Raw genomic sequence first — 16,752 nt, 5'->3', positions numbered from 1 at the left:
CTCGGACGGTGGACCCGTCATGGGTCCGGTGGCGCGCCTTTACACGACCGCGCCCGGCATGTCACCCCCTTTGCATGGCGTGCGGGATGTTTGCCGGCGAAGTTGCGCGCGCGCCATTGCGCCGCTCGCCGCGCCGCCCTAGATGCAGGATCGTTATGATCCGTTCGCGCATCCTGCCTTCGCTCGCCCTGTTGCTGTCCGGTTGCGCGGGTGCGCCCGGCAATTATCCCTCGCTCGCCAAGCGCGCGGTGGAAGGCGCGCCGACGGCCAGCCCATCCGCGCCCGCCGTTCCGGCTCCTGCCGACAGCGCATTGGCGGCGGAACTGGCCCGGTTGACCGCGCAGGCGCAGTCTGGCCGCGATGCCTTTGACGGCCGCTATGCCGGGGCGGAAAGGCTGGCCCGCGCGGCGTCGGGTTCGGTCATATCCAGCGAAGCGTGGGTCAGCGCGCAACAGGCGGTCAGCGCGCTCGAATCCGCCCGCAACGACAGCGTGTCGGCGCTCGCCAGCCTGGACGTCCTCTATGTCGATCGCCTGTCCGCCATTGCAGAAGGCAGGGCTTCGGGCGGCGCGGCGGAGATAGACAGCGCGCGGGCCGCCGCCCTTGCCATCGTCGATAGCCAGAATGACCGGATCGACGCGCTGAAGGCCCGCCTCGCTCAACCCTGACGGGGCGTTATCAGCCCAGTTCCGCCTCCACCGCCGCCTTGTGCTGGGCGGCATAGCCGACATAGCGTTCAGCGCCGCCGCGCAGCCGGGCGACGGCGGCGTCGCTCAGTTCACGCATAAACTTTGCCGGACGTCCCGCCCATAGCTGGCGGGCGGGCACGGTCTTGCCGGGGGACAGCAGCGCGCCCGCCGCGATCATCGCATCGCTCTCCACCATGCAACCGTCCATCACGATGGCGCCGAGGCCTACAAAGGCGCGGTCCTTGAGCGTGCAGCCATGGATCATCGCCATATGGCCGATCAGCACATCCTCTCCGATCAGGGTCGGGAAGCCGCCGGGATTTTCCTCGTCCGGGCTGTCGCAATGAATGACCGTGCCGTCCTGCACATTGCTGCGCGCGCCGATGCGGATCTGGTTCACGTCGGCGCGGATCACGCAATTATACCAGATGCTGGCGCCTGGTCCGATCTCCACGTCGCCGATCAGGCGGCATCCGGGCGCGACGAAGGCGGTTTCGTGGATGACCGGGGTCTTGCCCTTGAACGGGATGATGGAAACATCGGGAAATCGCGCCATGGCGTCAGGCTCCCAGAAGGCGCGCGGCGTGCAGCGCGTGATAGGTCAGGACGCCGGAACAGCCCGCGCGCTTGAACGCCATCAGCGTTTCCAGGACCAGCGCGTCGCGGTCGCCCGCGCCGACCGATGCCGCCGCCTCGATCATCGCATATTCGCCCGACACCTGATAGGCGAAGACGGGGATGTTGAAGGCGGCCTTCACCCGCGCGACGATGTCGAGATAGGGCAGTCCCGGCTTCACCATCACGCTGTCCGCGCCCTCGGCGATGTCGAGCGCCACTTCGCGCAGCGCCTCGTCGCTGTTGGCCGGGTCCATCTGGTAATTTTTCTTGTCGCCCTTGAGCAGCCCGCGCGAACCGACGGCGTCGCGGAAGGGGCCATAGAAGGCGCTGGCATATTTGGCGGAATAGGCCATGATCTGGACATTGGCGTGGCCGGTTTCCTCCAGCGCCTCGCGGATCGCGCCGACCCGGCCGTCCATCATGTCGCTGGGCGCGATGATGTCCGCGCCCGCCGCCGCCTGATTGAGCGACTGGCCGATCAGCATGTCGATGGTGGCGTCGTTGACGACATAGCCATTTTCATCGAGCAGCCCGTCCTGCCCATGGGCGGTATAGGGGTCTAGCGCCACATCGGTCAGGATGCCGATGTCGGGCACGGCATCCTTGATCGCGCGGATCGCCCGGCACATCAGATTGTCGGGATTGAGCGCCTCCGTTCCGTCATCGCTGCGGCGGTCGGGCTGGGTGTTGGGGAAGAGGGCGAGGCAGGGTATGCCCGCGTCCCGCGCCTCTTTCGCACGCGACGTCATCAGGTCCACCGACCAGCGCGACACGCCCGGCAGCGACAGGATCGGCTCCTCGACGCCATCGCCATCGGTAACGAACAGCGGCCAGATCAGATCGGCGGGCGACAGGCGGTTTTCGGCGTGCAGCGTCCGGCTCCAGGCCGAAACGCGGGGGCGACGCAGGCGAAGCGCGGGATAGGCGGCATGAGTCATGGCCGGGGTTTAGGCCCCGGTCCGGCGAGGATCAAGCGCGCCCGTCTACAGATCGTCGGGCAGGGCGAAGCGCAGCAACAGGGTGCGCTGGAAAAATTCATGGTTGTCGTCCGACACGATCCACAGATTGCGTCTTCCCGCATGGTCGCGCGACAGGGCGATCCCTTCATAATTGTCGGCCAGCAGGGGCGGGGCGAGCCGCGCCAGCGTGCGCCCGACGATGCGGTCGCCGGCGCGCGGATGGTCGGGCAGGGTGACAATGGCCACCGCCCCGGTGAACAGCTCCGCCAGCGTCAACCGGCGGCCCAGAATCAGGAGCCGCCGCTCATCCAGCGCCACCGCATCGGTCGGGCGGAACCCCTGTGGCGGAACAAGGCCGAGCGGGATCGGGTCGGCCGTCGCCGGATCGGCCGGATCGCCGGGAAACAGCAGCGCCTGATGCGCGCCTTCGCGCGTCATCGCCATTTCACCGATGGCGAGGAAACGGCCATCGGACAGCCGGGCGAGGCTTTCGATCGACCCGGTCTTGGGCCAATCGGCCATTTGCGGCCAGCCGCGGCAGGATTCGACCCGCGCGAAGCCGGGGGAATAGCGGCAGATACGGTTCTGCAATTCAAAACCGACCCAGTATCGGCCGCTTTGGGGATCGTGGGTCAGGCTTTCCGAATCCCACCACCACCATGGCTTGTCCCGTTCGGCCGGGCTGATCGGCAGGGGGGCGATGAAGGGGCGGCGCTGATCGTCGGCGCGCATGTTGAAGCCCATCAGCGTGCCGGAATCGCTCAATGCCAGCACCCGGTCGCCCGGTTCGACCAGCAACGCCGACAGGCCGCCAAAGGCCGGGTTATCGCTGGTCAGTTCCCACGCGCCCAGAAAGGGCAGGGCGCCCGCCATCGTCCGGCCCGGGTCGCCCGCATGAAGCGGCAGGGGCCGCATGGCGACCAGCAATGTGCCCGCGCGCAGCGGCGCCGGCTTATGCTTGTCGGGTGCGGGCAGCAGCGCGACGGCCAGGGCCAGGATGATGAGGATTCGGCGCATCGGTCATCGCGATAGGGCATTTGCGGCGAGAGCACAGCCCGGAAGGATGAATGCAGGATAACTGAACCACGGCTGTCACCCCCATTCAGCATCGGCTCAAAGCGAATCGATCATAAGGGCATCAATCGATGGAGGGTCCGTCGAGTTGGGTTTCGATTTTTTTCAGTTGTGAGGAGCAACGCCATGAAGACGAAGATGCTGATCAACATGAGCGCGGCGCTGGCCATGGGCGTTGCGTCGCTGGCCGCAACCGCCACCCCTGCCATGGCGCGGGACGGCTATCACCGCGATTATCGCGCGGGCGACTATTATCGGAGCGACCGGGGTTATCGCGGCTATCGCGGCGATGTTTACCGGGGCGACCGCTATTATCGCGGCGGCGGTCGTTACTACAGCAACAACTATTATCGCGGCTATCGCGGCGGTTATCGCTGCCGGGACAATGGCACAGGCGGCACCATCATCGGCGCGATCGCCGGCGGCCTGCTGGGCAATGAAATCGCCAAGGGCGGCGGCCGCTATGATCGCGGCGACGGCACCGCTGGCGCCATCATCGGCGCGGGCGTCGGCGCTCTGGCGGGTCGCGCCATCGACCGCAACTGCTGAACAGCCCGATCGCGTCGGGCGTGGGGAGGGCCGGTTCCAATAGGGGACCGGTCCTTTTCCATGTCAGGCGGCCAGGCCCCGCAGGCGCAACAGCGCGTCGATCTGTGGCGGGCGTCCGGCGAAGGCCTCGAAATTCTCGGCCGCGCTGCGGCTCGCGCCCGCCGCCAAAATCTCCCGGCGGAAGGCGCTGGCCCCGCCACCGGGCAGGTCGCCATGGGCGAACAATTCGAACGCATCGGCCGAGAGCAGTTCCGCCCACAAATAGCTGTAATAGCCCGCCGCATAGCCGCCCGCGAAGATATGGCCGAAACCATGGGCAAAGCGGTTCCATTCGGGCGGCTGGATGACGGCGACGGCGGCGCGCACCTCCGCCAGCATCTGGTTGACCCGCGCGCCTTCGACCGGGTCATAATCGCGGTGCAGGCGCAGGTCGAAGGTGGCGAACTCGATCTGGCGCAATATGGCAAGGCCCGACTGGAACTGCCGCGCGGCCAGCATCGCGTCGAACAGGGCGTCGGGCAGGGGGCCGCCATGTTCCACATGGCCCGACAGCGCCACCAGCGTGTCGCGATCCCAGGCGAAATTTTCCATGAACTGGCTGGGCAGTTCCACCGCGTCCCACTCCACGCCGGAAATCCCGCCGATGGAGGGAATGTCGACCTGCGTCAGCAAATGATGCAGCACATGGCCGAATTCGTGGAACAGGGTGACGACATCGTCATGCGTCAGCAGCGACGGCTGGTCGCCCGCAGGCGGCGCGAAATTGGTGGTGAGATAAGCGATCGGGCGATGCAGCCGGTCTGCATCGCGAAAGCGGGATCGGCACACGTCCATCCATGCCCCGCCGCGCTTGCCCGCGCGGGCGAAAAGGTCGCAATAGACGCCCGCGACGACCGCGCCATCGGCATCGACCAGGTCATAAAAGATCGCGTCTCTGTGCCATGTCGACACGCCCGTCCGTTCGCGCAGGGTGACGCCAAACAGATTGTGGATCAGCGCCTGTGTCCCCGCCAGCACGCGCGGTAGCGGGAAATAGGGCCTGATTTGCTGCTGGTCGACGCCGTGCAGCGTGCGCCGCATCGCTTCGCCGACGAAATTGACGTCCCAGGGTTGCAGGTCGTCTAGGCCAAGCCTGTCGGCCGCAAAGGCGCGCGATTCCGCCAGTTCGCGCTCGGCCACCGGCCGCGCCCGCTTCGCCAGGTCGGCGAGGAAGGCGAGCGCTTCGTCCGCATCCTCCGCCATCTTGGTTTCCAGCGAATGGGCGGCGGCGTCGGCAAAGCCCAATATGCCCGCCGCCTCATGCCGCAGGCGCATGATCGCTTCGATCCGGTCGCTATTGTCGAAGCTCATGTCGTCCGCCTGATCGGATGCGCGGGTGGCGTTGGCGCGATAGACGCGCGCGCGCAGGTCGCGGTTGCGGGCATGGTAGAGGATGGCGAGCACGCTGGGCTGACGCAGGGCGACGAGCCAGCCATCCAGCCCCTTTTCAGCGGCATAGGCGGCGAGGATCGCGCGGTCGCTCTCCGGCACGCCGTCGAGCAGGGCTTCGTCGGTGATATGTTCGCTCCACGCCTCGGTCGCGTCCATCACGGCGTTGCCAAAGGCGGTGGAAAGCTGGCCCAGTTCGACGCCGATCTCCAGAAAACGCTGCCGCGCCTCGCCCTCCAGCGCGACGCCGGCCAGATGGAACCCGCGCAAGGCAAGGTCGACCGCGCGCCGCTGCGCCACGGGCAGGCTCGCAAAATCGGGTCGCGCGGCGACCCGCGCCACCGCCTGCTGCTGGTCGCGATTCTGCCCCGCCTCCATCATATAGGCGGTCAGCTTCGCCTGGGCATCGGCATGGGCGGCGCGCAGTTCGGGCGTATCCGCGACGGAGGCGAGATGGCCGACCGGCGACCATGTGCGCGACAGGGCGAAATCGGCGCGTTCGGCGGCCAGCATCACCGCGTCGAAACTGTCCGCCCCCGAAGCCGTCATCGCGTCGATGGCGCGCTTGTGGTCGGCAATGGCCTGTTCGACCGCCGGGACGACATGGTCGGGGCGGATGGCCGCGAAATCGGGCAGGTCGCTGTCTTCGAGCAGGGGATTGATGTCGGTCATGGTCACTCGCGCCGGTGAAAAGGTCGGACCGTCGATGTCGGGGGCGCCGTCCTCTCCGTCAAGGGGGGGGCTTGGCGGGGAGGGGGACGGCGCGCCGCCCCCGACGCCTCAATCCTTGAAGTCGTCCCACATCTCGCGGATCTTGCTGAAGAAGCCGCTGGACTGCGGGCACTCCTCGCCGGTTTCGGTTTCGCGGAAGGCTTCGAGCAGTTCGCGCTGCTTGGCCGTCAGGCGCGACGGCGTTTCAACATCGATCTGCACGACCAGGTCGCCATGGCCGCGGCCATTGAGCACCGGCATGCCGATGCCGCGCTGACGGATCTGCTTGCCCGACTGGATGCCGGCCGGAATCCGGATCTCATGCCGCTTGCCGTCAAGCCCCGGCACATCGATCATCCCGCCCAGCGCCGCCGTCGTGAAGCTGATCGGCGCGCGGCAGAACAAAGTGGTGCCGTCACGTTCGAAGATCGTGTGGCGCTTCACATGCAGGAATATGTAGAGGTCGCCGGCAGGCGCGCCGCGCGCGCCGCATTCGCCCTCGCCCGACAGGCGGATGCGCGTCCCTTCGTCCACGCCCGGCGGAATGGTGACGGACAATGACTTGGGCTTGTCGACCCGGCCTTCGCCCCGGCAGGACTTGCAGGGGCTTTCGATCACCTGGCCCGCGCCATGGCAGGACGGGCAAGTCCGTTCGACGACGAAGAAGCCCTGCTGCGCGCGCACCTGGCCATGGCCGCCGCATGTGCCGCAGGTCTTGACCCCGGTGCCCGGCTGCGCGCCCGAACCGTCGCAATCGTCGCAGGCGGCCGACACTTCGATGTCGATCTGCGTCTGCTTGCCATGATAGGCGTCGTCGAGCGTGATTTCGAGGTCGTAGCGCAGGTCCGCGCCGCGCCGCTGGGCCTGACGCCCGCCGCCACCGCCAAAGCCGGACTGGCCGAATATCGTCTCGAAAATGTCGCCCAGATCGGAAAAGCCGCCCTGGCCGCCGCGAAAGCCGCCGCCGCCACCGCCGCCCGACTGGGCATTGGTGTAGGCGGCATGGCCATAACGGTCATAGGCCGCGCGCTTCTGCGGGTCTTTCAGGCATTCATAGGCTTCGGATACAGCCTTGAACTTCGCCTCGCTGTCAGTGCAGCCCCCGGTGCGATCCGGGTGATATTTCATCGCCATTTTGCGATAGGCGCTCTTGATGGCGGCGGCGTCGGCCGTCTTTTCCACCTCAAGCAGCGAATAATAGTCGATTTCGATCGTCATGCCAGAAGCCCTCTCCCCTTCAGGGGAGAGGGTTTGGGAGAGGGGGCCATCGCGACCGTCAATTCAGTCATAGACATGGCCCTGCTCTTCCCCCTCTCCCCGGCCCTCTCCCCTGCAGGGGAGAGGGAGGGAAGTCCTTACGCCTTGTTGTCGTCCACTTCCGAAAATTCGGCGTCGACGACATCGTCGTCGGCCTTCGGCGCGTCGCCGCCCGGAGCAGCCGCGGCGGCCTGTTCCTTTTCGTAAATGGCCTGGCCCAGTTTCATGGCGACACTCGCCAGTTCCTGCGCCTTGGTCTTCATGGCTTCGGGCTCGCCGCTTTCGATGGCCGACTTGGTGGCCGCGATCGCGGTTTCGATTTCGCCCTTCAGCGCGTCGTCCACCTTGTCCTTATGCTCTTCGAGCTGGCGTTCGGTGGTGTGGACCAGGCTTTCGGCGTTGTTCTTCGCCTCGGCCGCGTCGCGCTTCTTCTTGTCTTCCTCGGCAAAGCGCTCGGCGTCCTTCACCATCTGGTCGATGTCGGCGTCGGAGAGACCGCCCGAAGCCTGGATCTTGATCTGCTGTTCCTTGCCGGTGCCCTTGTCCTTCGCGGACACGTTGACGATGCCGTTGGCGTCGATGTCGAACGTGACCTCGATCTGCGGCACGCCGCGCGGCGCGGGGGGGATGCCGACCAGGTCGAACTGACCCAGCAGCTTGTTGTCGGCCGCCATTTCACGCTCGCCCTGGAACACCCGGATCGTCACCGCCTGCTGCTTGTCGTCGGCGGTCGAATAGACCTGGCTCTTCTTGGCGGGGATGGTGGTGTTGCGGTCGATCATGCGGGTGAACACGCCGCCCAGCGTCTCGATGCCCAGCGACAGCGGGGTCACGTCGAGCAGCAGCACGTCCTTGACGTCGCCCTGCAGCACGCCCGCCTGAATGGCGGCGCCCATGGCGACGACTTCGTCCGGGTTCACGCCGGTATGCGGTTCCTTGCCGAAAAATTCCTTCACGGCTTCGCGCACCTTGGGCATGCGGGTCATGCCGCCGACCAGCACCACTTCGCTGATGTCGCTCGCCGTCACGCCCGCGTCGGCCATCGCCTTCTTGCAGGGCTCCATGGTGCGCTTGATGAGGTCGGCGACCAGACGTTCCAGATCGGACCGGGTGATGGTCTTGACGAGGTGCTTGGGGCCGTTCTGGTCGGCGGTGATGAAGGGCAGGTTGACTTCGGTCGACTGGGCCGAGGACAGCTCGATCTTCGCCTTTTCGGCCGCTTCCTTCAGGCGCTGAAGGGCGAGCTTGTCCTTGGTCAGGTCAATGCCTTCCTCCTTCTGGAAGCCGTCGGCCAGATATTGCACGACCTTGGAGTCGAAATCCTCGCCGCCCAGGAAGGTGTCGCCGTTGGTCGACTTCACCTCGAACACGCCGTCGCCGATCTCCAGGATCGAAATGTCGAAGGTGCCGCCGCCAAGGTCATAGACCGCGATGGTCTTGCCGTCCTGCTTTTCCAGGCCATAGGCGAGCGCGGCCGCGGTCGGCTCGTTGATGATGCGCAGCACTTCCAGGCCAGCGATCTGGCCGGCGTCCTTGGTCGCCTGACGCTGGGCGTCGTTGAAATAGGCGGGCACGGTGATGACCGCCTGCGTCACGGTTTCGCCCAGATAGCTCTCGGCCGTTTCCTTCATCTTCTGAAGAATGAAGGCGCTGATCTGCGACGGGCTGTAATCCTGGCCACCGGCCTTGACCCAGGCGTCGCCGTTCGGGCCCTTGGCGATGGAATAGGGGACGAGTTCCATGTCCTTCTGGGTCATGGGATCGTCGAAGCGGCGGCCGATCAGGCGCTTCACCGCAAAAATCGTGTTGTCGCCGTTGGTCACCGCCTGGCGCTTGGCCGGCTGGCCGATCAGGCGTTCGCCATCCTTGGCGAAGGCGACGATGGAGGGCGTGGTGCGCGCGCCTTCCGCATTTTCGATCACCTTGGGCTTGCCGCCGTCCATCACGGCGACGCAGCTGTTGGTGGTGCCCAGGTCAATACCGATAACTTTAGCCATTTCTTCCTCTTCAACCCCAAATCATATTCAGCGGTTAGCGGCCCCATACCTCACGAAAGCGCCAAGGCAAGGCCGGTTTGCAGGAGGGATATAGGCGCGCTTTTCCTTGGCACAAGACGCTGCGGTCATTACCTAGACATCGACCGGAATTGAGACAGTGGATGGAGTCCCCTTCGATGCGCGCAATCTTCCCCGCTCTGGCGTTGTTCAGCCTTGCTTCGCTGGCTGCCTGCGGCGATCCCGCCCCCACCTATGTCGACCAGGCGTGGATCCGCGTCAGCCCCAATGCCGACAGCCCGTCGGCGGGTTATTTCACGGTGCATGGCGGTGACGCGCCGGTTACGCTGCGCGGCGTGCTGACCGACCGGGCGCAGCGGGTGGAGATGCACGAAACGATCAATGATGGGGGCATGATGAAGATGCAGGCCGTCGACAGCGTGGATGTGCCCGCCAAGGGCACCGTGACCTTCGCGCCGGGCGGCAAGCATATCATGTTGTGGGGGATCAACCCGGCGGCGGTCGAGCAGGGCAAGATGCCGCTGACCTTCCTCTTTTCCAACGGCGACCGGATTATCGTCGACGCCGTGGTGCAAAAGCCCAAAGACGCCATAGCGGACGAAGGGGCGGCCAAGGCCATGAGCGGTCACGAAGCCATGAACATGAGCGGGAACATGGCCGGGCATAGGGGCCATTGACCGCCCGGGCGCTGACTGGCGCCGAAGTGGCGTTGGCGCGCTCCATATTCGGCGCGGCGATCGACTATGGCCGGGTGCGCGTCCACCAGCGCAAATGGTGGCCGCTCCACCCGCGCCGCGTCGCCATGGCGCCCGACGGCCATTTATGGTTTCATCCGCAAGGCGACCTGTTCTGCGACGATTTCTGCGCCGCGCCTGGCCAGATGCAGGGGCTTTTCATCCACGAAATGACCCATGTGTGGCAGGCGCAGAGCAAGGGGCGATGGTATCTGCCGCTGATGCGCCACCCCTTTTGCCGCTATGCCTATGACATTGAACCGGGCAGGCCCTTCGAACGCTATGGCATAGAACAGCAGGCGGAAATCGTCCGCCACGCCTTCATGCTGCGGCGGGGGCATGCGGTGGCGGGCAAGCCGTCGCTGGCGGTCTATGAGGCGTTGTTGCCCTTTGGCGAGGGCGGAGATTGCGCGCGGCCCATGGCCTGACCATCAAAAAAGGCCCCGATGTTTCCACCGGGGCCTTCCTTATCCTTGCTCGATCGCGTCAGAGCTTTTCAGTGAGTTCCGGCACAACCTTGAAGAGGTCGCCGACGAGGCCGATGTCGGCGACCTGGAAGATCGGGGCGTCCTCGTCCTTGTTGATGGCGATGATGGTCTTGCTGTCCTTCATGCCGGCCAGATGCTGAATCGCGCCGGAAATGCCGATGGCGACATAGACTTCCGGGGCGACGATCTTGCCGGTCTGGCCCACCTGATAATCGTTGGGGACATAGCCCGCGTCGACCGCCGCGCGCGAAGCGCCCACGGCCGCGCCCAGCTTGTCGGCCAGCGGGAAGATGGTCGCCTCGAACGTCTCGCTGTCCTTCAAAGCCCGGCCGCCCGACACGATGATCTTGGCGGACGTCAGTTCGGGACGCTCCAGCTTGGCGATTTCCGCGCTCACGAAGCTGCTGATCCCCTTGTCGCCGGTCGACGCCACCGCTTCCACCGCGCCCGCGCCGCCCTCGCTCGCCGCCTTTTCAAAGGCGGTGCCGCGCACGGTCATCACCAGCTTGGCGTCCTTGCTCTGGACGGTGGCGATGGCGTTGCCCGCATAGATGGGGCGGGTGAAGGTGTCGGCGCTTTCGACCGACAGGATGTCGGACAACTGCATCACGTCGAGCAGCGCGGCGACGCGCGGCGCGATATTCTTGCCGTTGGAGGTGGCGGGCGCGACGAAGGCGTCATGATGCCCCATCAGCTCCACGATCAGCGGCGCGACATTTTCCGCCAGCGCATGGCCGAAAGCCGAGTCGTCGGCGACATGGACCTTGCCCACGCCGGCGATCTTCGCGGCGGCTTCCGCCACGCCCGACACGCCTTCGCCCGCGACCAGAAGATGGACTTCGCCCAGCTTCGATGCGGCGGTGACGGCGGAGAGGGTCGCGTCCTTGACGGCGCCGCCCTCATGTTCAACCCAAACGAGAGTTTTCATATCCTTATATCCTTTATCGGGCCGGGTCAGGCGGCGACGCCCATGGCCTTCAGCTTCGCAACCAGTTCATCGACATCGGCAACCTTGACGCCAGCCGACCGCTTGGGCGGCTCGGCGACCTTCAGCGTCGTCAGGCGCGGGGTGATGTCGACGCCGTAATCGGCAGGCGCCTTGGTCGCGAGCGGCTTGCTCTTGGCTTTCATGATGTTGGGCAGCGAGGCATAGCGCGGCTCATTCAGGCGCAGGTCGGTGGTGATGATCGCGGGGGTGCTGAGCTTGACCGTCTCCAGGCCGCCGTCGACTTCGCGGGTCACGCTGACGCTGTCGCCCTCAACCTCGATCTTCGATGCGAAAGTGCCCTGCGCCAGGCCCAGCAGCGCCGCCAGCATCTGCCCGGTCTGGTTGCTGTCGTCGTCAATCGCCTGCTTGCCCAGGATGATGAGGCCCGCGCCTTCTTCTTCCTGCACCTTGGCCAGCAGCTTGGCGACGCCCAGCGGTTCGACCTCGTCATCGGTCTGGATCAGGATCGCACGGTCCGCGCCCATGGCCAGCGCCGTGCGCAGCGTTTCCTGCGCCTTCGCAACGCCGATGGAAACGGCCACGACCTCGGTCGCCACGCCCTTTTCCTTCAACCGAATGGCTTCCTCGACCGCGATCTCGTCGAACGGGTTCATGCTCATCTTGACGTTGGCGAGATCAACGCCCGTCCCGTCCGCCTTCACACGAGGCTTCACATTATAGTCGATCACCCGCTTCACGGGCACAAGGATCTTCATCTTTAACATCCTCCGTTTTCAATGCCAGCGCGGGCGCGGGCGGTCCGTTTCCGGACCACCCGCACCCTCAGATATTTTTTCAGGCTACGCTCTGTATCAGGCCGCCTTCCTCACTTCCGCCACGATCTTCTTGGCTGCGTCGCCCAGATCGTCCGCAGGGACGATGGCCAGGCCGGACGAAGCCAGGATTTCCTTACCCTTTTCAACATTGGTGCCTTCCAGGCGCACGACCAGCGGAACCGACAGGTTCACGTCCTTCGCGGCGGCGACGATGCCCTCCGCGATAATGTCGCACTTCATGATGCCGCCGAAGATATTGACCAGGATGCCCTTGACCGCCGGATCCTTCAGAATGATCTTGAAGGCCGCCGTCACCTTTTCCTTGTTGGCGCCGCCGCCGACGTCCAGGAAGTTGGCGGGGAATTCGCCGTTCAGCTTGATGATGTCCATCGTCGCCATGGCGAGACCCGCGCCGTTCACCATACAGCCGATATTGCCGTCCAGCTTGATGTAGGCGAGGTCATATTCGCTCGCTTCGACCTCGGCCGGGTCTTCTTCGGTCAGGTCGCGCAGTTCGGCGATGTCCTTGTGACGGAACATGGCGTTGCCGTCGAAGCCGACCTTGGCGTCCAGAACCAGCAGGTTGCCCTGCTCGGTCAGCGCCAGCGGGTTGATTTCGATCTGCGAGGCGTCAGTGGCCTCGAATGCCTTGTAAAGCGCGCCGGCAACCTTGGCGGCCTGCTTCGCCTGATCGCCCGATAGGCCCAGCGCCGCCGCGACGGTGCGGCCATGATGCGGCTGGAAGCCGGTGGCCGGGTCGACGGAGAAGGTGTGGATCTTTTCGGGGGTCGAGTGGGCGACTTCCTCAATATCCATGCCGCCTTCGGTCGACACGACGAAAGCGATGCGGCTGGTGGTGCGATCAACCAGCAGCGCCAGGTAGAATTCCTTGGCGATGTCGGCGCCGTCGGTGATGTACAGGCGGTTGACCTGCTTGCCCGCTTCGCCGGTCTGGATGGTGACCAGCGTGTTGCCCAGCATGTCGGTCGCGTGCGCCTTCACTTCATCCAGGTTGAAGGCCAGGCGGACACCGCCCTTGGCTTCGGGGCTAAGTTCCTTGAACTTGCCCTTGCCGCGGCCGCCGGCGTGGATCTGCGACTTCACGACATAGAGCGGCCCGGGCAGCTTCTTGGCGGCTTCCACCGCCTCGTCGACGGAGAAGGCGGCGTAGCCCGCAGCGATCGGCGCGCCAAATTTCGCCAGCAATTCCTTCGCCTGATATTCATGGATATTCATGGGCCCAGCTCGTCCTTTCCGAGACATGTTTGCGTGCCGCGGCTAGAGCATAGGGCTGCGGTCATGGCCAGAATAATTTCGCAAAAAGACTTTGCAAAATTGCAAAACCGATTTGGGGGCAAGATGGGCAATGACGCGCTTTATGAGGGGCGCGTCACATTGCACAGCGCATTGCAGCTTTGCTTGCGACCGCAAAAATCTCCGGATCTTCAAGCGCGCGGATCTTGTATAGAAAGCGGTCGACGCTCATCTTGCCCATGTCGGAGTTGCGGAGCGAGGCCAGCGAAGACAGCCTGCGCAATTGCAAAATGCTGAGCCTGTCGACCATGTCGGACGCCATGCAGGCGGACATGCGCGGCGACAGCCCCGCCTCCATCAGCCCGTTGCGCAAACGCGATTCGGGCGAAACAGTCGCGCAGGCGGTGGTCAGAGCGGCCAGAATGAATATGGTCGCGGCTCGAGCGGCGAAGGAGGATGAGAGACGCATGGGCGCTCTCATCGCTCCGATCGCATGAACGCGGGCTTTATGCCGCCTGCAGCGCCGCACAATTCCGCATTTTGTAGGCATGGACGCGGTCGGCGTAGTTGCGCGCCATGTCTTCATAGGCGGCCCGGCCCTGTGCGGAGCGGGCGGCATTGGCGTGGATCAGCGACATCTGCTGCCGGTGCAGCAGGTAATTAATGTCGAACTCGGCATTCTTCTCCATGAACCGCCTCCATTGCTGCTTGACACTGGATTGTGCGGTCACGCGGGCCTTCAGCCTGCGTGATGAGATTCTGTTAACATGAATGGCGGGAACATGCCATGGTTGTTTTGCCTTGCGCGCTGGCGCTGCGGCAGGGCGGTGTCGCCGTGACGCGAGTCGCTTGCGGAGCCCGCCATCACGCTTTGTAGGCTTGCGCTTGGCCCGGCTTCGCGCAACTGTCGGCCCCGCCATAAAAGGGAAGGCAGACGCCATGAGCTGGACGCGCCGCAAGCCGATGGAGACGATGACGCCGGCGCATGAAGGGCGCCGGCTGGCCCGCACCTTGTCATGGCCGCACCTGCTGGCGCTGGGCGTCGGCGCGATTGTCGGCACGGGCATATTGACGCTGATCGGGGTGGGCGCGGACCGCGCCGGGCCAGCGGTGCTGTTGTCCTTCGCCATCGCCGGGGCAATCTGCGCCTGCGCGGCGCTCGCCTATGCCGAATTGTCGACGATGATGCCGGCGGCGGGCAGCGCCTACAGCTACAGCTATGCCGTGCTGGGGGAGGGGGTGGCCTGGATCGTGGGATGGAGCCTGATCCTGGAATATTCGCTGGTCGTCTCCACCGTGGCTGTGGGCTGGTCGGGCTATGCCGCGCCGCTGCTGACGGCCATCGGTTTCCCCGAGGCATTGACGCAGGGGCCGGAACTGGGCGGGCTCATCAACCTGCCCGCCATCTTCATCATCGCGGTGGTCGCGGGGCTGCTGATGCTCGGCACGCATGAGAGCGCGCGGATCAACAGCCTGCTGGTGCTCGTCAAAATCGCGACGCTGACCCTGTTTGTCGCGGTCGCGCTGCCCGCGTTCGATGCGCAGCATCTGGAGCCTTTCATGCCCTTTGGCTTTGCCAAGCATATGGGGCCGGACGGGGTGGAGCGCGGGGTGATGGCGGCCGCCGCCATCATCTTCTTCGCCTTTTACGGTTTCGACGCCATTTCGACCGCAGCGGAGGAGGCGAAGAATCCGGATCGCGATCTGGCCATCGGCATCGTCGGGTCGCTCATCGTCTGCACGCTCATCTATGTCGCGGTGGCCGCCGCCGCCATCGGGGCGATGCCTTTCACCCGCTTTGCCGACAGCCCGGAGCCGCTGGCGCTGATCCTGCGCGAAATGGGGCAGGGGGGCGTTGCGCGCATCGTCGCCATTGCAGCCGTGATTGCTCTGCCAACGGTATTGCTCGGCTTTCTCTATGGCCAGAGCCGCATCTTCCTGGTGATGGCGCGCGACGGCTTCCTGCCGCGCTCGCTCGCCCGCATCTCGCGGCGGGGCACGCCCGCGCGCATCACCGCCGTCACCGCCCTGCTGGTGGCGATCATCGCCGGGGTGTTGCCCATCGACGAGATCGCCGCGCTGGCCAATGCGGGGACGCTGATCGCCTTCGCCGCCGTCGGCCTGTGCCTGATCGTCCTGCGCCGCCGCGCGCCCGACATGAAACGGCCTTTTCGCGCGCCAGCCGCCTGGTTTGTGGGGATCGGCGCGATGGCGGGCTGCGCCTATCTGTTCGTCAGCCTGCCGATGCAGACGATCATCGCCTGCGGCCTATGGAATGCGGTCGGACTGATCGTCTACATCGCCTATGGCCGCGCCCGCGCGACGGCGGTGCTGGAGGCAGGAGGCTGATCCGGCCCCCGGTAGGGCCTCTGGTCTTTTGCCCCCGCATCCCCTAAATGCGCGGCCATCATGGGACGCTTTTCAAAGATGCATGGCCTGGGCAACGACTTTGTCGTGATCGACGCGCGCGATGACGCGGTGGCGATGACGCAGGCGCGCGCCCGCGCCATTGCCGATCGCCACACCGGCATCGGCTGCGACCAGTTGATCGTCATTGGCGCCGCCGACGACGCCGATGTGTCGATGCAGATTTTCAACGCCGATGGCAGCGAGGTGGAGGCATGCGGCAACGCCACGCGCTGCGTCCCCCTGTTCGTCGGCCGCGACGTGACGATCCGCACGAAGGCGGGGCTGCTCGACGCGAAGGCGGTCGATGGCGGCGTCAGCGTCGACATGGGGGCGCCGCGTTTTGACTGGGACGCGATTCCGCTTAGCCTTCCCATGGACACGCTGGCGATGAGCGCAAGCTGGGAAGACCTGCCCCCGCCCGCCGCCGTCAATGTCGGCAATCCCCATGTCATCTTCTTCGTCGAAGATATGGACGGTGTGAACTTTGACCGACTGGGGCCATTGATCGAGCATGATCCGCTGTTTCCCCAGCGGGTGAACGTCAATTTCGCGCAGGTCACGGGCGACAACCACATCCGCCTGATCGTGTGGGAGCGCGGCGCTGGCCTGACGCGCGCCTGCGGAACGGGCGCCTGCGCCACCGCCGTCGCCGCCATCCGCCGCCGGTTGATGGCGGGGCCGGTGACGGTCAGCCTGCCGGGCGGCGATCTGGTCGTCGACTGGGCGCCGGGCGGAACCATCCGCATGACCGGCCCTGCAACGCATGTTTTCGATGGCGAGGCCGACTGGACCCGCTTCTGACC

17 protein-coding genes are annotated in these 16,752 nt (G+C 65.4%); 6 read left to right on the top strand and 11 right to left on the bottom strand.

The features are described from left to right. Window positions 1–155: 155 nt before the first annotated feature. Complete coding sequence (locus GGR44_RS04575; protein ID WP_183954302.1) at window positions 156–668, top strand: hypothetical protein; 513 nt, start codon at window positions 156–158, stop codon at window positions 666–668. A gap of 10 nt (window positions 669–678) precedes the next feature. On the opposite strand, the gene GGR44_RS04570 is transcribed toward GGR44_RS04575, so the two are convergent. The 3 genes from GGR44_RS04570 to GGR44_RS04560 are packed head-to-tail and all read right to left on the bottom strand — an operon-like array spanning window position 679 to window position 3,283. Continuing rightward, complete coding sequence (locus GGR44_RS04570) at window positions 679–1,245, bottom strand: gamma carbonic anhydrase family protein (protein WP_183954301.1); 567 nt, start codon at window positions 1,243–1,245, stop codon at window positions 679–681. A gap of 4 nt (window positions 1,246–1,249) precedes the next feature. Then, on the bottom strand, window positions 1,250–2,245 hold the full coding sequence (gene hemB, locus GGR44_RS04565; protein WP_183954300.1) for a porphobilinogen synthase: 996 nt from the start codon (window positions 2,243–2,245) through the stop codon (window positions 1,250–1,252). A gap of 45 nt (window positions 2,246–2,290) precedes the next feature. Further along, window positions 2,291–3,283: an esterase-like activity of phytase family protein gene (locus tag GGR44_RS04560; protein ID WP_183954299.1), complete on the bottom strand. Its 993-nt coding sequence runs from the start codon at window positions 3,281–3,283 to the stop codon at window positions 2,291–2,293. A 183-nt stretch (window positions 3,284–3,466) separates the two neighbouring features. Between GGR44_RS04560 and GGR44_RS04555 the strand changes: the two genes are divergently transcribed. Then, window positions 3,467–3,889 (top strand): glycine zipper 2TM domain-containing protein, encoded by a 423-nt coding sequence (locus GGR44_RS04555; RefSeq protein ID WP_183954298.1) that lies wholly within the window; start codon window positions 3,467–3,469, stop codon window positions 3,887–3,889. Window positions 3,890–3,952: 63 nt separating this feature from the next. Here the strand turns inward: GGR44_RS04555 and GGR44_RS04550 are convergent, their stop codons facing one another. The 3 genes from GGR44_RS04550 to dnaK form a co-directional block, all read right to left on the bottom strand. Then, window positions 3,953–5,989, bottom strand: a complete 2,037-nt coding sequence (locus tag GGR44_RS04550; RefSeq protein ID WP_183954297.1) for a M3 family metallopeptidase — start codon at window positions 5,987–5,989, stop codon at window positions 3,953–3,955. Between the two features lie 108 nt (window positions 5,990–6,097). Further along, window positions 6,098–7,246, bottom strand: a complete 1,149-nt coding sequence (gene dnaJ / locus GGR44_RS04545; protein WP_183954296.1) for a molecular chaperone DnaJ — start codon at window positions 7,244–7,246, stop codon at window positions 6,098–6,100. A 137-nt stretch (window positions 7,247–7,383) separates the two neighbouring features. After that, a complete protein-coding gene (gene dnaK, locus GGR44_RS04540; RefSeq protein WP_183954295.1) occupies window positions 7,384–9,282 on the bottom strand; it encodes a molecular chaperone DnaK in 1,899 nt (632 codons plus the stop codon). 176 nt (window positions 9,283–9,458) lie between these two features. Between dnaK and GGR44_RS04535 the strand changes: the two genes are divergently transcribed. Both GGR44_RS04535 and GGR44_RS04530 read left to right on the top strand, forming a co-directional pair. Then, window positions 9,459–9,977 (top strand): copper chaperone PCu(A)C, encoded by a 519-nt coding sequence (locus GGR44_RS04535; RefSeq protein ID WP_183954294.1) that lies wholly within the window; start codon window positions 9,459–9,461, stop codon window positions 9,975–9,977. After that, a complete protein-coding gene (locus GGR44_RS04530) occupies window positions 9,974–10,462 on the top strand; it encodes a vgr related protein (protein ID WP_183954293.1) in 489 nt (162 codons plus the stop codon). The genes GGR44_RS04535 and GGR44_RS04530 overlap by 4 nt, the downstream gene beginning before the upstream one ends. A 58-nt stretch (window positions 10,463–10,520) precedes the next feature. Here the strand turns inward: GGR44_RS04530 and GGR44_RS04525 are convergent, their stop codons facing one another. The 5 genes from GGR44_RS04525 to GGR44_RS04505 all read right to left on the bottom strand — a co-directional run bounded on the left by GGR44_RS04525 (window position 10,521) and on the right by GGR44_RS04505 (window position 14,229). Next, window positions 10,521–11,450 carry an electron transfer flavoprotein subunit alpha/FixB family protein gene (locus GGR44_RS04525; protein ID WP_183954292.1) on the bottom strand — a complete coding sequence of 310 codons (930 nt, stop codon included), beginning with the start codon at window positions 11,448–11,450 and terminating at the stop codon, window positions 10,521–10,523. A gap of 26 nt (window positions 11,451–11,476) precedes the next feature. Further along, window positions 11,477–12,226, bottom strand: coding sequence for an electron transfer flavoprotein subunit beta/FixA family protein (locus tag GGR44_RS04520; protein WP_183954291.1), 750 nt, complete (start codon window positions 12,224–12,226; stop codon window positions 11,477–11,479). Between the two features lie 96 nt (window positions 12,227–12,322). After that, on the bottom strand, window positions 12,323–13,522 hold the full coding sequence (gene sucC, locus GGR44_RS04515; RefSeq protein ID WP_183954290.1) for an ADP-forming succinate--CoA ligase subunit beta: 1,200 nt from the start codon (window positions 13,520–13,522) through the stop codon (window positions 12,323–12,325). A 154-nt stretch (window positions 13,523–13,676) separates the two neighbouring features. Continuing rightward, the gene (locus GGR44_RS04510) at window positions 13,677–14,009 is read right to left on the bottom strand and encodes a hypothetical protein (protein ID WP_183954289.1); all 333 of its coding nucleotides are present in this window, start codon (window positions 14,007–14,009) and stop codon (window positions 13,677–13,679) included. 37 nt (window positions 14,010–14,046) lie between these two features. Then, window positions 14,047–14,229, bottom strand: a complete 183-nt coding sequence (locus GGR44_RS04505) for a hypothetical protein (RefSeq protein ID WP_183954288.1) — start codon at window positions 14,227–14,229, stop codon at window positions 14,047–14,049. A 250-nt stretch (window positions 14,230–14,479) separates the two neighbouring features. On the opposite strand from GGR44_RS04505, the gene GGR44_RS04500 reads away from it, so the two are divergent. Together GGR44_RS04500 and dapF are read left to right on the top strand one after the other, a co-directional pair. Then, window positions 14,480–15,889 carry an amino acid permease gene (locus tag GGR44_RS04500; protein ID WP_183954287.1) on the top strand — a complete coding sequence of 470 codons (1,410 nt, stop codon included), beginning with the start codon at window positions 14,480–14,482 and terminating at the stop codon, window positions 15,887–15,889. Window positions 15,890–15,949: 60 nt separating this feature from the next. Further along, a complete protein-coding gene (gene dapF / locus GGR44_RS04495; RefSeq protein WP_183954286.1) occupies window positions 15,950–16,750 on the top strand; it encodes a diaminopimelate epimerase in 801 nt (266 codons plus the stop codon). Window positions 16,751–16,752: the final 2 nt, after the last annotated feature.

This window comes from Sphingobium fontiphilum, from assembly GCF_014196635.1.
Classification (GTDB): Bacteria; Pseudomonadota; Alphaproteobacteria; order Sphingomonadales; family Sphingomonadaceae; genus Sphingobium; species Sphingobium fontiphilum.
This window is presented reverse-complemented; position numbering and strand designations above follow the sequence as displayed.